12 protein-coding genes are annotated in these 12,547 nt (G+C 67.6%); 11 read left to right on the top strand and 1 reads right to left on the bottom strand.

Annotated features, from left to right (window positions below; all coding sequences use genetic code 11):
- Positions 1 to 2: 2 nt before the first annotated feature.
- Positions 3 to 1,553 (bottom strand): ABC transporter substrate-binding protein, encoded by a 1,551-nt coding sequence (locus ACFO5K_RS19160; RefSeq protein ID WP_378564566.1) that lies wholly within the window; start codon positions 1,551 to 1,553, stop codon positions 3 to 5.
- A 342-nt stretch (positions 1,554 to 1,895) separates the two neighbouring features.
- Here ACFO5K_RS19160 and ACFO5K_RS19155 point away from each other — a divergent pair, with 342 nt between their 5' ends.
- The 11 genes from ACFO5K_RS19155 (at position 1,896) to ACFO5K_RS19105 (ending at position 12,538) form a co-directional block, all read left to right on the top strand.
- Positions 1,896 to 3,227 carry an ABC transporter substrate-binding protein gene (locus ACFO5K_RS19155; protein ID WP_378566183.1) on the top strand — a complete coding sequence of 444 codons (1,332 nt, stop codon included), beginning with the start codon at positions 1,896 to 1,898 and terminating at the stop codon, positions 3,225 to 3,227.
- Positions 3,228 to 5,345: a branched-chain amino acid ABC transporter permease gene (locus tag ACFO5K_RS19150; RefSeq protein WP_378564563.1), complete on the top strand. Its 2,118-nt coding sequence runs from the start codon at positions 3,228 to 3,230 to the stop codon at positions 5,343 to 5,345. It begins immediately after the preceding gene.
- A complete protein-coding gene (locus tag ACFO5K_RS19145) occupies positions 5,323 to 6,036 on the top strand; it encodes an ABC transporter ATP-binding protein (protein WP_378564561.1) in 714 nt (237 codons plus the stop codon). The genes ACFO5K_RS19150 and ACFO5K_RS19145 overlap by 23 nt, the downstream gene beginning before the upstream one ends.
- Complete coding sequence (locus tag ACFO5K_RS19140; RefSeq protein WP_378564559.1) at positions 6,033 to 6,740, top strand: ABC transporter ATP-binding protein; 708 nt, start codon at positions 6,033 to 6,035, stop codon at positions 6,738 to 6,740. The genes ACFO5K_RS19145 and ACFO5K_RS19140 overlap by 4 nt, the downstream gene beginning before the upstream one ends.
- A complete protein-coding gene (locus ACFO5K_RS19135; protein ID WP_378564557.1) occupies positions 6,737 to 7,108 on the top strand; it encodes a hypothetical protein in 372 nt (123 codons plus the stop codon). The genes ACFO5K_RS19140 and ACFO5K_RS19135 overlap by 4 nt, the downstream gene beginning before the upstream one ends.
- Complete coding sequence (locus ACFO5K_RS19130; RefSeq protein ID WP_378564554.1) at positions 7,080 to 7,388, top strand: hypothetical protein; 309 nt, start codon at positions 7,080 to 7,082, stop codon at positions 7,386 to 7,388. Before ACFO5K_RS19135 ends, ACFO5K_RS19130 begins: the two co-directional genes overlap by 29 nt.
- A 64-nt stretch (positions 7,389 to 7,452) precedes the next feature.
- Complete coding sequence (locus tag ACFO5K_RS19125) at positions 7,453 to 8,619, top strand: acyl-CoA dehydrogenase family protein (RefSeq protein WP_378566180.1); 1,167 nt, start codon at positions 7,453 to 7,455, stop codon at positions 8,617 to 8,619.
- Positions 8,619 to 9,380 (top strand): SDR family NAD(P)-dependent oxidoreductase, encoded by a 762-nt coding sequence (locus ACFO5K_RS19120; protein WP_378564551.1) that lies wholly within the window; start codon positions 8,619 to 8,621, stop codon positions 9,378 to 9,380. Before ACFO5K_RS19125 ends, ACFO5K_RS19120 begins: the two co-directional genes overlap by 1 nt.
- Positions 9,380 to 10,597 carry a CaiB/BaiF CoA transferase family protein gene (locus ACFO5K_RS19115; RefSeq protein WP_378564548.1) on the top strand — a complete coding sequence of 406 codons (1,218 nt, stop codon included), beginning with the start codon at positions 9,380 to 9,382 and terminating at the stop codon, positions 10,595 to 10,597. The genes ACFO5K_RS19120 and ACFO5K_RS19115 overlap by 1 nt, the downstream gene beginning before the upstream one ends.
- Positions 10,594 to 11,400, top strand: coding sequence for an enoyl-CoA hydratase/isomerase family protein (locus tag ACFO5K_RS19110; RefSeq protein ID WP_378564545.1), 807 nt, complete (start codon positions 10,594 to 10,596; stop codon positions 11,398 to 11,400). The genes ACFO5K_RS19115 and ACFO5K_RS19110 overlap by 4 nt, the downstream gene beginning before the upstream one ends.
- Positions 11,393 to 12,538 carry a thiolase family protein gene (locus ACFO5K_RS19105; RefSeq protein WP_378564542.1) on the top strand — a complete coding sequence of 382 codons (1,146 nt, stop codon included), beginning with the start codon at positions 11,393 to 11,395 and terminating at the stop codon, positions 12,536 to 12,538. Before ACFO5K_RS19110 ends, ACFO5K_RS19105 begins: the two co-directional genes overlap by 8 nt.
- Positions 12,539 to 12,547: the final 9 nt, after the last annotated feature.

The following is a 12,547-nucleotide window of genomic DNA, read 5'->3' as shown; positions in this document are numbered from 1 at the left end:
CCTCACTTCGCGATATCGAACTGACGTACGGAATTCAGGACGCGTGGCCCGGTCGACACGATCTTGACGCCGTCCTTGGTCACCCAGTTGGTCGTGACGAAGAACATCGGCGCGTCCCAGGCGTAGCGCACGGTGAACGCGTTGATCTTCTCGGCCAATTCGTCCGCGCGCTCCGGGTCGAGTTCCCGGTTGTACTGGTCGATCAACGCGGTGAGTTCCGGCTCGGCGGTGTGGAAAGGGTTGCGCGCGTGGTCGGGCGCGAAACCCTGCAGCTCACGCGGGAACGGACCGGTGCCGTCGACGGCGAGCGTCATCGGGAACCGCTGCGAGGCGATCGCGGCGTTGGCCTGCTGCATCGGCACCGGCTCCCAGGTCGCCGCGATGCCGATGGCCGCGAGCGACTGGGTGACAGTCGGTGCGAACGTCTTGGCGTACACGGTTTCGGGCAGGTTCACCGCGAACCCGTCCGGGTAGCCCGCCTCGGCGAGGAGTCGCTTGGCTCCCTCCACATCGAACCGGTATTCATTCGCGAGCGCGGGGTCGTAGGCAGGGCCCATGGGGTTGAATGTCTGTACCGTCGGCGTGCCGGCACCGTGGGTGATCTGTTCGACGATCTTCGTGCGGTCGAAGGCCATATTGATCGCCTTGCGCACGCGCGGATCGGCCAGCGCGGGGGTCCGTTCGCCCTTGCGGTCGGCGATCACCAGGCTCACCAGTGAGCCGCCTTCGACCGGAGTGATCTCGAAGCCACTCGCCTTCATCCGATCCAGGTGGGTGGCCTCGACGCTGCCCGCGTTGAGTTCGCCGGCCTGCAGCGCGTTCAGCGTGGCCGTACGATCGGGGATCACCCGGATTTTCACCGTACGGAACGGGTATGCCTCCACATTCCAGTGGTCGTCGCGCCGGTTCAGCACATACGACGTACCGTTCACCGTTTCCGCTGTATTGAGTGTGTACGGCCCGGAGCCGACGGGATTCAGGGCGGTGCGGGCCTCGCTCATGGTCGCGGGGTCGCCGATGACGCCCGGCCCCATGGCCAGGGACGGGAGCAGTCCGGCATCGGGCCGGGCGAGTTCCAGTACGACGGTGTGGTCGTCGGGCGTGCGGATGGCGTTCACCGAGCGCAGCCAGTTCTGCATCGTGCCCGCAGTGGACTTCGTACGGTCCATGGTCGCCTTCACCGCGGCCGCGTTCACGGGCGCGCCGGAGCTGAAGGTCATACCGGACCGCAAACGCAGGGTCACGGTCTTCGCGTCGTCGCTGATCTGCCAACTTTCGGCAGCGTTCGGCTGTAGTTTCCCGTCGTTGTCGAGGTACAGCAGGGTGTCGAAGATGCCGGCCCACACGTACGCCTGCTGGCCTTCGAGTAGTTGGGCGGGGTCGAAGGAGTTCGGCGTGCCCTGGATCGCGACGGACAGTGTGCCGTCGCTTGATCCCGAGGGTCCCGAGGACTGGTCTGTCCCGCAGGCCGTTGCCGTGGACAGGGTGACGACGGTGACCAGTGCGGTGAAAAGTCCCGTGCGCACCCGCGAGCGGAGCGATTTAGACAACATATAGAGAACTTCCTTGTCCTGTGATGTGCGTCAATTACGCGGGCTGGCCCCCATGACTCACAAGCGGTTGCCACGTGTTGTCACCGCCCCGGCCCCTCGTTGCCTCTGAGTCGCCTGATCGGTCGTAGCGGACTCCTACCGGCGTATTTATCAATAATGGAACATTGATTCTCGCTACATGAGAAGGTAGTTTCCCATTGGAGAGAGCGCAACGGGCTGCTCTGCATGCACGACTCATCGAAGAGCTGGACGCAACGCCGTCCGCTGCTCGGCGGGCGGCATGGAGCCCGGTAGAGGAGGAAGACCTTGAAACCGCAACGAAAAGTCGTCGCCCTGTTGGCGATGGCCCTGCTCGTCGCCTCGTGCGGTGGACGCAGCGGCACGGGCACCGAGGAAACGTCGAGTCGGCCGGCGGCGTCCACCGCATTCGGTGACCTGAGCGCGGTGTGCGGACCGGGTGATCCGAGCAGTGCGCCCACCCAGGGCGTGACGGCGAAGGAAATCAAGGTCGGGGTCTTCACCGACGTGGGCTTCACCAAGAAGACCGAAGTGGTCGACGCGGCAAAGGTTTTCACCGACTGGTGCAACGCCGCCGGTGGCATCAACGGTCGCCGGGTGGTCGCCGAAACCCGCGATACGAAGATGATGGAGGTCCGCCAGCGCATGCTCGACGCCTGTCGCGAGGACTTCGTGCTGGTCGGCGGTGCGGCTTCGCTGGACGGGCTGGGTGTGAAGGACCGGCTGTCGTGCCTGCTGCCCGAATTCTCCGCTCAGATCAGTCAGCCCGAGAACATCGGGTCCGATCTGCAGATCAGCGCCTCACCCTCCACGTACGCGAAGTACGAGCCCTACTTCGGGCTTCGGCAGTGGCTGTTCAACGAGGCCTACCCGCAGTCGGCAGGCGCGGTCGGCATCATCAACGGCGACTCGCCCGTCACCAAGGTGCTCGGCACCAAAGCGGTGGAGAGCATCACCGCTGCGGGCGGCACGGTCACCTACAACGAGCTCTACCCGGCCGTCGGCGTCAGCGATTGGACACCGTACGCGCAGGCGATCAAGAGCAAAGGCGTGCGCGGGCTGCTCTTCTTCGGCAGCTACCCGCAGCTGGCGAAGCTCGAGGACGTTCTGACCGGCATGGACTACAAGCTCGACTGGATCGACGCCAACAACAACGCCTACAACGCCTCGTTCATCGAGTTGCTCGGACGTTCGGCCGACTACCAGAACAATCTTGTCGACCTCGGTGGTGTGGTGCCGTTCGAGAACCAGAATGTGCCGGCGATGCGGCAACTACACGAGCTGTACGAGACCTACGCCCCGGACGCGGAGATCACGATGCCCGCGCTTCGTGCCTTCTCGTCGTGGTTGCTGTTCGCCAAGGCGGCGTCGAGCTGCGGTGACGCGCTGACCCGCAAGTGTGTGGTCGAGGCGGCCACCAAGGAAACCGCGTGGACCGGCGGTGGTTTGCACACTGCCAACGACCTGGCCACCGACGATCCGGCGCCGCGGTGCTTCACTGTCCTGCGGGCGAGCTCACAGGGCTGGAAGCCCGCGGACTTCGCGCCCAACCAGGACGGATTCCGTTGTGGGGGAGAGAAATACCGTTACACCGGCAACTACCCGGCACCGATGACGCTGGCCGATGTCGGCAAGAGCACGAGTGATCTGAAGTAGATGGAGCAGTTTCTCGCCTTCGGAATCGTCGGGCTCAGCACCGCGGCCATCTACGCGGTGATCGGCAGTGGGCTGGTGCTCACCTACACCACCACCGGCATCTTCAACTTCGCGCACGGGGCCGCAGGCATGATGGCCGCGTTCTCGTACTGGCAGCTGACGGTCGGTTGGGGTGTGCCGGTTCCGATCGCCCTGGCCGTGGTGCTGCTGTTGCTGGCTCCGCTGACCGGCCTGCTGGTCGAGCGGGCGCTGCGGTCGGTGCAGGGGCTCGGCGAGGCCGAGCGGTTGGTGATGACCGTCGCGATGCTCAGCGGGCTCATCGCCACCGCCCAGTGGATCTGGAGCCCGAGCAAGGCGCGGTCGCTGCCGAACTTCTTCGCCGAGCGGCCGCCGTTCCACCTCGGATCGGCGACCGTCACCTGGCATCAGGCGCTGACCATGGTGGTCGCGGTAGCGGTCGCGATCGGACTCCGAATCCTGCTGTACCGCACCCGAACCGGTGTGGAGATGCGGGCCACGGTCGACGACCGGGCACTGGCGGGCCTCACCGGCTCCGACCCGCTGCGGGCGAATCGGGTGGCCTGGGTGCTCGGCATAGAATTGGCCGCCATCGGTGGCATTCTCATCGCACCGATGGTCGCTCTCGATGCCGCGCAGCTGTCGCTGTTGATCGTCAGCGCCTATACCGCGGCCATTTTCGGCAGGCTGCGGAATCTGCCGATGGTCTTCCTCGGCGCGGTGGTGGTCGGCTGCCTGGAGAGTTACCTGGCCGGTTACCTGCCGCAGAACGACTATCTGCCCGGCCTGCGGCTGGCCGCGCCCGCGCTGCTGTTGTTCCTCGCGCTCCTGCTGTTCCCACACGGGCAGCTACGCGGCCGGGACCGGCAATTGAGCCGGGTTCCGATGCCGACCCTGCGCGGCGCCGCGGGCTTCGCCGCGGTGATCGTGATGGTCGGCGTGATGCTGGCGAGCGTGCTGGGTGAAGGTGACCTGATCACCTACGGGCAGATCTTCGCGTTCGGGCTGATCGGGCTGTCGTTCGTGCCGCTGGCCGGTTATGCGGGCCAGATCTCGCTGTGCCAGTTGAGCATGGCGGGTATCGGGGCCGTCGCCTACGGCCACCTCGCTCCGGGTGGGCAGATATGGGGACTGCTCGCGGCGGTGCTCGTCGCCGCGGCGGCGGGCGCGTTGATCGCGGTGCCCGCGATGCGTTTGTCGGGGGTGTATCTGGCCCTCGGTACGGCGGCTTTCGCCGTGGTCCTCGACCGCTGGATCTTCACCCTGCCGTCCTTCGACGTGCTCGGTGTCCAGATCAAGCTGTTCGACCAGGGCTCGGTCGACCTCGTCGGGCCACGCGTATTCGGCTTCGCCGTGGACACCACCGCGGAGATCACCGTCTTCGCGGCGGTCTGCCTCGCGCTGGCGACCATCGGCGTCGCCCTGTTGCGGCGCGCTCGATTCGGGCGGCGGCTCATCGCCCTGCGCGACAGTGAGGCGGCCTACTCCACGCTCGGCGGCAACCTGCTGCCCGCCAAGGTGGCGGTCTTCGCGCTCAGCGCGGGCATCGCCGGACTCGGTGGCGCGCTGTACGGCATGCAGTTGCGGGCGGTCACCGCCGAACAGTTCAACTTCGTCGCGGGACTGCCGATCTTCCTGGTCGCGGTGTTCGCCGGACTCGGCGCGGTGGGGGTCGGCATGTTCGTCGGCACCGCGCTCGCCGGGCCACTGCCGGCGCTCTCGGTGATCTGGCCGTCCATGCAGAACCTGGTGCACGTGATTCCGGCGCTGGCCGGTGTCGCCTCCGGTTCCGTCGTGCGCGAGGGCGCCATCGCCCACCTACGCGAGGGCTGGAACGCCGCGTTGCGGGATCCGCTGACCAGATCACTGCTGATCGGGGTGCCCGTGCTGCTGTGGTTGCTGCGGTTGGCCGACGTGATCGACGGCTGGGCGCTGTTCTTCGGATCCCTGTTGTCCACCTTCGCCATTCGCTACTGGGCGCAGGCGCGCGCCCGGCCACCCGTTCCTGCCGAGATACCCGTCGAGTGGTGGGGCGTGCGTCGCCCCTGGCAAGCCGAGGACAAGGAGGTGATCGACCGTGCCCTCCTTGCTGCGCGTTGACGATGTCACCGTCGCCTTCGGCGGCCGCAAGGCCCTCGACGGTGCCGGACTTCTCGCCGAACGCGGACAGGTCACCGGTTTGATCGGGCCCAACGGCGCGGGCAAGAGCACCCTGTTCGACGTCGTCTGCGGGCTACGCCGCCCACAGTCGGGACAGGTGCTGCTCGACGGGCGCGACGTGACCCGGTCGAGTCCGACCCGCCGCGCCCGGTACGGCCTCGCCCGGACCTTCCAGCGGCTGGAACTGTTCGGGCGCTTGAGCGTTCGCGACAATCTGCTGGTCGGTGCGGAACTCGGGTCGGGACGTCGTCGTGCAGGTCAGATCGCCGACGAACTGCTCGAACGGCTCGAGCTGACCGGGGTCGCCGGCGACGTCGCCGACACCCTGCCCACCGGGTCTGCCCGGCTGGTCGAGGTGGGCCGGGCGCTGGCCGCCCAGCCCGCCCTGCTGCTGCTGGACGAACCCGCGGCCGGACAGGACAGCGAGGAGACCGAGCGATTCGCCTCGCTGCTGCGGGCAGTGGCCGCCGAAGGCACCGCCGTGGTGCTGGTGGAACACGACATGAGCCTGGTCATGAGCGTCTGTGACCAGGTGTATGTGCTCGACCTCGGCAAGATCATCTCGTCCGGGCCGCCGGATGTCATCCGCCGGGACGAGACCGTCCTGGCCGCCTATCTGGGGGAAGCGTGACGACCCTGCTGGAACTGCGTGATGTCCACGCCGCCTACGACCCCATCGCCGTGCTGCACGGGGTGGACCTCAGCGTCGCGGGCGGGCAGGTGGTCGCCTTGCTCGGGCCCAACGGTGCGGGAAAGTCGACCACCCTGCGGGTCGCGGCGGGCGCGCACCCGATCACCGACGGCGAGCTGCTGCTCGGCGGGCGCGTGGTGACCGGGGCCCGCACCCGCGAACTGGCCAGAGCCGGGGTGTGCCTGATTCCCGAAGGCCGCGGGGTGTTCCCCAACCTGACGGTCCGCGAGAACCTGCGGATGATGACGTTCACCGGACGGTCGCGTCAGGACATCGAGAGCATCGCCTTCGCGCGGTTTCCGATTCTCGCCCAACGGGCTTCGCAGCTGGCAGGCACCATGTCCGGCGGTGAGCAGCAGATGCTGGCCCTGGCTCGCGGGCTGGCCACCGACCCGGCGGTGCTGCTGCTCGACGAACTGTCGATGGGCCTGGCTCCGCTGATCGTCGGCCGGCTCTACGAGCAGGTCGCCGAAATCGCCCGCGACGGCGTCGCGGTCCTGGTGGTGGAGCAGTTCGCCGCCGCTGTTCTCGATATCGCCGACCACGCCGCGGTGATGGTTCGCGGCCGGGTCGAGCACGCGGGCCGCCCCGATGACGGACTGCGCAACGAATTGGCCTCGCTCTATCTAGGAAGTGCGTCATGACCGAAACCCGTGCGGACCGTTTCGTCCGCGAACTGGCCGAGTTGAAGATTCCCGATCCGGCCGCCGGCCGCGGCAATCTCTGGCAGCGAGCGGGCACCACCTTCATGGTGCTCGGCCCGCTCCTGCCGCTGCTGGCCTATTTCCTCTCGCACAACACCTCCGACCCGCTGGTCCAACGTGACGCGGTGATCATCGCCCTCGGCGGAATCGCCCTGAGTGTCGTCGGCGCGGCGCTGTTCCTGCGCTACGCGCTGACCGGGGTGTTGCGGTTCTGGATGGCCCGCCAGTCCTTCGACCTCGCACAGCTCTCGGACCACGTGTCCGGAAAGGAGAACAACGATGACAGCGTCGCAGTTACATCCCGGTGAGCAGCTGGCCAGCACGGTCTGCAGCACCAAGGTGGTGGTCGTTCGCGCCCCCGCCGACCGGGCGCCCGCCCTCGCGTGTGGGGGAGCCGAACTGGTGCCCGCTGCCGGAGCACCGGCGGTGCCGTCCGGCGGTGCGGTGGTGACACTCATCGGCAAGCGGTATGTGAACGCCGATGAGTCGGTGGAACTGCTTTGCACCGCACCGGGTTCCGGGCAACTGACCTGTGATGGCGAGCCCATGACGATCAAGGCCGCCAAGGCACTGCCCGCCTCGGACTGATGGCGCCGGTGGCCGAATACGTGTGGGTGTGTGACCGAGTGGAGGAGTGCGGGTGTCCGCGGGAATGAGTTTCGAGCTGTCCGAGGATCAGCAGCTGATCCGCAAATCGGTCGCCGAACTGATGAAGAGATTCGACGACAACTATTGGCTGGAGAAGGACCAGGCGCACGAATTCCCGACCGAGTTCTACGACGCCATCGCCAAGGGCGGTTGGCTGGGTATCACCATGCCTGAGGAATACGGCGGCCATGGCCTCGGCATCACCGAGGCCACCCTCCTGCTCGAGGAGGTGGCCCGCTCCGGCGGTGGGATGAACGCCGCGAGCGCCATCCACCTGTCGATCTTCGGCATGCACCCGGTGGTCGTGCACGGTTCCGCGGAACTCAAGCGGCGCACCCTGCCCCGCATCGTCAACGGTGACCTGCACGTCTGCTTCGGCGTCACCGAGCCCGGTGCGGGACTGGACACCACGCGCATCACCACCTTCGCCCGCCGCGAGGGCGACCACTATGTGGTGAGCGGGCGCAAGGTGTGGATCTCCAAGGCCATGGAGTCGGAGAAGATCCTGCTGCTCACCCGGACACAGCGCTACGACGACGTCGAGAAGAAGACCGACGGTCTGACCCTGTTCCTCACCGACCTCGACCGTGACCGGGTCGACATCCGGCCGATCGCCAAGATGGGCCGCAATGCGGTGACCTCCAACGAACTGTTCATCGACGAGTTGCGCATTCCGGTGGAGGATCGGGTCGGTGAAGAGGGGAAGGGATTCAGCTACCTGCTCGACGGACTGAACCCCGAGCGGATGCTCATCGCCGCAGAGGCCCTGGGCATCGGGCGGGTGGCGCTGGACCGGGCGGTGCGCTACGCCAACGAGCGGGTGGTGTTCGGTCGTCCCATCGGCATGAACCAGGGGATTCAGTTCCCCCTCGCCGATTCGTTGGCGCAGCTGGACGCGGCCGAACTCGTCCTGCGCAAGGCGACGTGGTTGTACGACGCCGGAAAGCCGTGCGGCAGGGAAGCCAATACCGCGAAATATCTGTGCGCGGACGCCGGATTCAACGCCGCCGACCGCGCGCTGCAAACCCACGGCGGCATGGGCTACGCCGAGGAATACAACGTCGCCCGGTATTTCCGGGAGGCGCGCGTCATGCGTATCGCCCCGGTCAGTCAGGAAATGATCCTGAACTACCTGGGATCGCACACTTTGGGATTGCCGAGGAGCTATTGATGAGTAACGCAAAATTCGATCTCACCGGGCGTGCGGCGCTGGTCACCGGTGCGGCGGGCGGGATCGGTGCGGCCGTGGCGTCGGCGCTGGCCGAGGCGGGCGCCGCGGTTCTGGTCACCGACCTCAACGGTGAAGCCGCCGCCGCCGTCGCCGAGAAGATCACCGGGAACGGTGGCACGGCACAGAGTTTCGCCTTCGACGTGTCAGACCGCGCCGCGGCCGACATCGCTGCCGAACGGGCTGCCGCGCTCGCCGACGGCACGCTGCACATCGTCGTGAACAACGCGGGTATCACCGCGCCCGCCATGTTCGCCGACACCACGGTCGATTCGGTGAAGCAGCTTTTCGACATCCACGCGATGGGCACCTTCAATTGCGCCCAGGCGGCACTGCCGTACCTGGCCACCGACGGCACCGGCCGGATCATCAATGTCACGTCCTCGGCGGGAATCGTCGGCACCCTCGGCCAGGTGAATTACTCGGCCGCCAAGGCCGCGATCATCGGCATGACGAAATCCTTGGCACGGGAATTGGCGCGCAAGAACATCTGCGTGAATGCCCTCGCGCCGCTGGCCGCCACCCCGATGACGTCCACCATCCGCACCGACGAGAAGTTCGCCGCCCAGATGCTGGCGCGAATCCCGTTGCGCCGCTGGGCCGAGCCGGCGGAAGTGGCGCCCGCCTTCGTGTTCCTCGCCTCCGACGCCGCCTCCTTCGTGACCGGACAGGTGCTGCCGGTAGACGGCGGCATGGTGATCTGATGGCGCCCCTGGCCGGGGTCACCGTGGTGACGCTCGAACAGGCCGTGTCCGCGCCGATGTGTACGCGCACGCTCGCCGATTTCGGCGCCCGCGTGATCAAGATCGAGAACCCGGACGGCGGTGACTTCGCCCGCCACTACGACGATGTGGTGCACGGGCAGGCGGCGCACTTCGTCTGGGTGAACCGCGGCAAGGAATCGGTGGCCCTCGACCTGAAGACGCCCGACGGTCTGGCACTGCTGCACCGTCTGCTGGTGCGGGCCGACGTGCTGGTCTCCAATCTCGCGCCCGGCGCGACCGCGCGGTTGGGGATCACCCCGGCCGAACTGGCGGTGAGTCACCCACATCTGATCGCCGTGGAGATCGACGGGTTCGGCGCGGGCGGCCCGCTGTCGCACAAGCGCGCCTATGACCTGCTCGTGCAGGCGGAAGCCGGCGTGTGCGCGGTGACGGGCCGAGCGGGTGAGCCGGCCAAGCCGGGACCGCCGGTGGCCGACGTGACCACCGGACTGTATGCCGCGCTGGCGATCATGGCCTCGCTGTGCGAACGGATGCGCGGTGGTCCGGGGCCCGGTACGTCGATCACGGTGAGTCTGTTCGACGCCATGGCGGAGCTGATGGGGTACCACCTCACCCACAGTCGCTACTCCGGCGCCGACCAGCAACCGCTGGGCATGAGTTCGCCCGCGGTGGCACCCTATGGCGCCTATCGCACCGCCGACGAGCGGACCGTCGTGCTCGGTACCACCAACGACCGGGAATGGCAGCGGCTCGCCCGCGAGGTCCTGCAACGCCCGGATCTGGCCGACGACGAGCGCTTTCGCACCAACTCCGACCGGGTACGCAACCGGGCGCCGCTCGACGCGGCCATCGGCGCGTGGTGTGCGCGCCACGAGCTGGCGGTGGTGCAGAAGGCCGCCGACGACGCGGGCATCGGCAATTCCCGTTACAACACCCCGAGCGAAGTGCTCGACCATCCACAACTGCTCGACCGCGATCGCTGGCGCACCGTCGACTCGCCCGGCGGGCCCATCACCGCTCTGCTTCCCCCGCCGATCATTGCGGGGTTCGACCCACCCATGGGTGCGGTACCGGCCCTCGGTGCGCACACCGAAGCCGTGCTCGCCGAGCTGGGTGTGGCCGAAGCGGAGATCGACCGCTTGTCCACGCACGGAGCGATCGGACCGCGGTCGGTCATGACCTGGGAGACACCGTGACCGAAGAGCCTGTGCTGCTCACCGCCGACTCCGGCGGTGTCCGCACCATCACCTTGAATCGGCCGCACCGCAAGAACGCGATCACCTGGGCGATGTGGGCACAACTGCGCGATCTGCTGCGCGAGGCCGCCCACGATCGCAGCGTGCGCGCCCTGGTGATCACCGGTGCGGGCGGAGCGTTCTGCTCGGGGGCGGATGTCTCCTCGATCGCCGACGGTCATCCCGCCCACAAGATGCGCCTGCTCACCGAGGTGGCCCTGGAACTGCACGAACTTCCGAAGCCGACGATCGCCAAGGTGACCGGCGTCGCGGTCGGCGCGGGCTGGAACCTCGCCCTCGGCTGCGACCTGGTGGTGGCCACCCCGCAGACGCGGTTCTGCCAGATCTTCTCCGCCCGTGGCCTTTCGGTCGACCTCGGCGGGTCCTGGCTGCTGCCGAAACTGGTCGGGTTGCAGCAGGCCAAGCGATTGACTCTGCTGGCCGAGATGATCGACGCCGAGCAGGCGCGGGAATTGAACCTGGTGACCTATCTCGTCTCCGGTGGCGAGATCGACGCCTTCGTCGACGAGCTGGCCGCCCGGCTGGCGGCCGGACCGCCGATCGCGCTGGCCCAGACCAAGGCGTTGCTGAACGAGGGCGCCGACCGTTCGTTGCGCGACGCCCTGGCGGGCGAAGCCCGTGCCCAAGGCGTCAATTTCGCGGGAGCCGATGCGCCCGAAGCTTTCTCGGCATTCGCCGAAAAGCGCGATGCCCAGTTCACCGGCGGGTGGCTGCCCGCCGAGAGAGAGACGACACATGCGTGAAGTAGTAATCGCCGCGGCACTGCGCACTCCGGTGGGCAAACGCAACGGTGGCCTGTCCGGGGTGCACCCGGCCGATCTGTCGGCGGGGGTGCTCACTGCCCTGGTGGAGCGCACCGGCATCGACCCGGCCGAGATCGACGATGTGGTGTGGGGCTGTGTCTCCCAGGTGGGTGACCAGGCCACCAATATCGGCCGCTACGCGGTGCTGGCCGCCGGCTGGCCGGAGAGCGTGCCGGGCACCACGGTCAACCGGGCGTGCGGCTCGAGTCAGCAGGCCTTGGACTTCGCCGCGCAGGCCGTCATGTCGGGCCAGCAGGACATGGTGGTGGCGGGCGGGGTCGAGGTGATGAGCCGGGTGCCACTCGGTGCGGCCAAAGCCGGTGGGCATCCCTACGGGCCGCGGGCGCTGGCCAGATATGAGGACTTCACCTTCAATCAGGGTGTTTCGGCCGAATTGATCGCCCGCAAATGGGGATTGGATCGCGCCCGGGTGGACGAGTATTCGGCCGTCTCGCACGAACGCGCGGCGGCGGCGCAGGATGCCGGCGCGTTCACCGGGCAGATCGTGTCCGTCACCACCGATGCCGGTGTCGTCAGCATCGATGAGGGGATCCGGCGCGGTACCACCGCGCAGAAACTCGCGGGGCTGAAGACCTCTTTCCAGGAGGACGGCGTGATCCACGCGGGCAACTCCTCACAGATCTCCGATGGTGCCGCCGCTCTGCTGGTGACCACACCGGAGAAGGCGCGCGCACTCGGGTTGACCCCGCTGGTGCGCTACCGGGCCGGCGCGGTCGCGGGTTCCGATCCGGTCCTCATGCTGACCGGCCCCATTCCCGCCACCGAGAAGGTGCTGCGCAAGGCGGGCATCGACCTGCCGGAGGTGGGCGTGTTCGAGGTGAACGAGGCGTTCGCCCCCGTGCCGCTGGCCTGGCTCGCCGAAACCGGTGCCGACCCGGCGAAGACGAATCCGCTCGGCGGCGCCATCGCGCTCGGTCATCCGCTCGGTGCCTCCGGTGCGGTACTGATGACCCGCATGATCCATCACATGCGGGACAACGGGATTCGCTACGGCCTGCAAACCATGTGCGAGGGCGGCGGCACCGCCAACGCCACCGTCGTCGAACTCGTGTCCTGAGAAGGAGCC

The organism is Nocardia halotolerans (genome assembly GCF_042650145.1).
Taxonomy (GTDB): Bacteria; Actinomycetota; Actinomycetes; order Mycobacteriales; family Mycobacteriaceae; genus Nocardia; species Nocardia halotolerans.
Note: the sequence above shows the minus strand (reverse complement) of the source record. Positions and strands in the feature narration are given on the sequence as shown.

Coding starts and splice junctions, on each gene's coding strand:
- ACFO5K_RS19160 (WP_378564566.1), bottom strand. CDS start 1,553: ATGTTGTCTAAATCGCTCCGCTCGCGGGTGCGCACGGGACTTTTCACC.
- ACFO5K_RS19155 (WP_378566183.1), top strand. CDS start 1,896: ATGGCCCTGCTCGTCGCCTCGTGCGGTGGACGCAGCGGCACGGGCACC.
- ACFO5K_RS19150 (WP_378564563.1), top strand. CDS start 3,228: ATGGAGCAGTTTCTCGCCTTCGGAATCGTCGGGCTCAGCACCGCGGCC.
- ACFO5K_RS19135 (WP_378564557.1), top strand. CDS start 6,737: ATGACCGAAACCCGTGCGGACCGTTTCGTCCGCGAACTGGCCGAGTTG.
- ACFO5K_RS19130 (WP_378564554.1), top strand. CDS start 7,080: ATGACAGCGTCGCAGTTACATCCCGGTGAGCAGCTGGCCAGCACGGTC.
- ACFO5K_RS19125 (WP_378566180.1), top strand. CDS start 7,453: ATGAGTTTCGAGCTGTCCGAGGATCAGCAGCTGATCCGCAAATCGGTC.
- ACFO5K_RS19120 (WP_378564551.1), top strand. CDS start 8,619: ATGAGTAACGCAAAATTCGATCTCACCGGGCGTGCGGCGCTGGTCACC.
- ACFO5K_RS19115 (WP_378564548.1), top strand. CDS start 9,380: ATGGCGCCCCTGGCCGGGGTCACCGTGGTGACGCTCGAACAGGCCGTG.
- ACFO5K_RS19105 (WP_378564542.1), top strand. CDS start 11,393: ATGCGTGAAGTAGTAATCGCCGCGGCACTGCGCACTCCGGTGGGCAAA.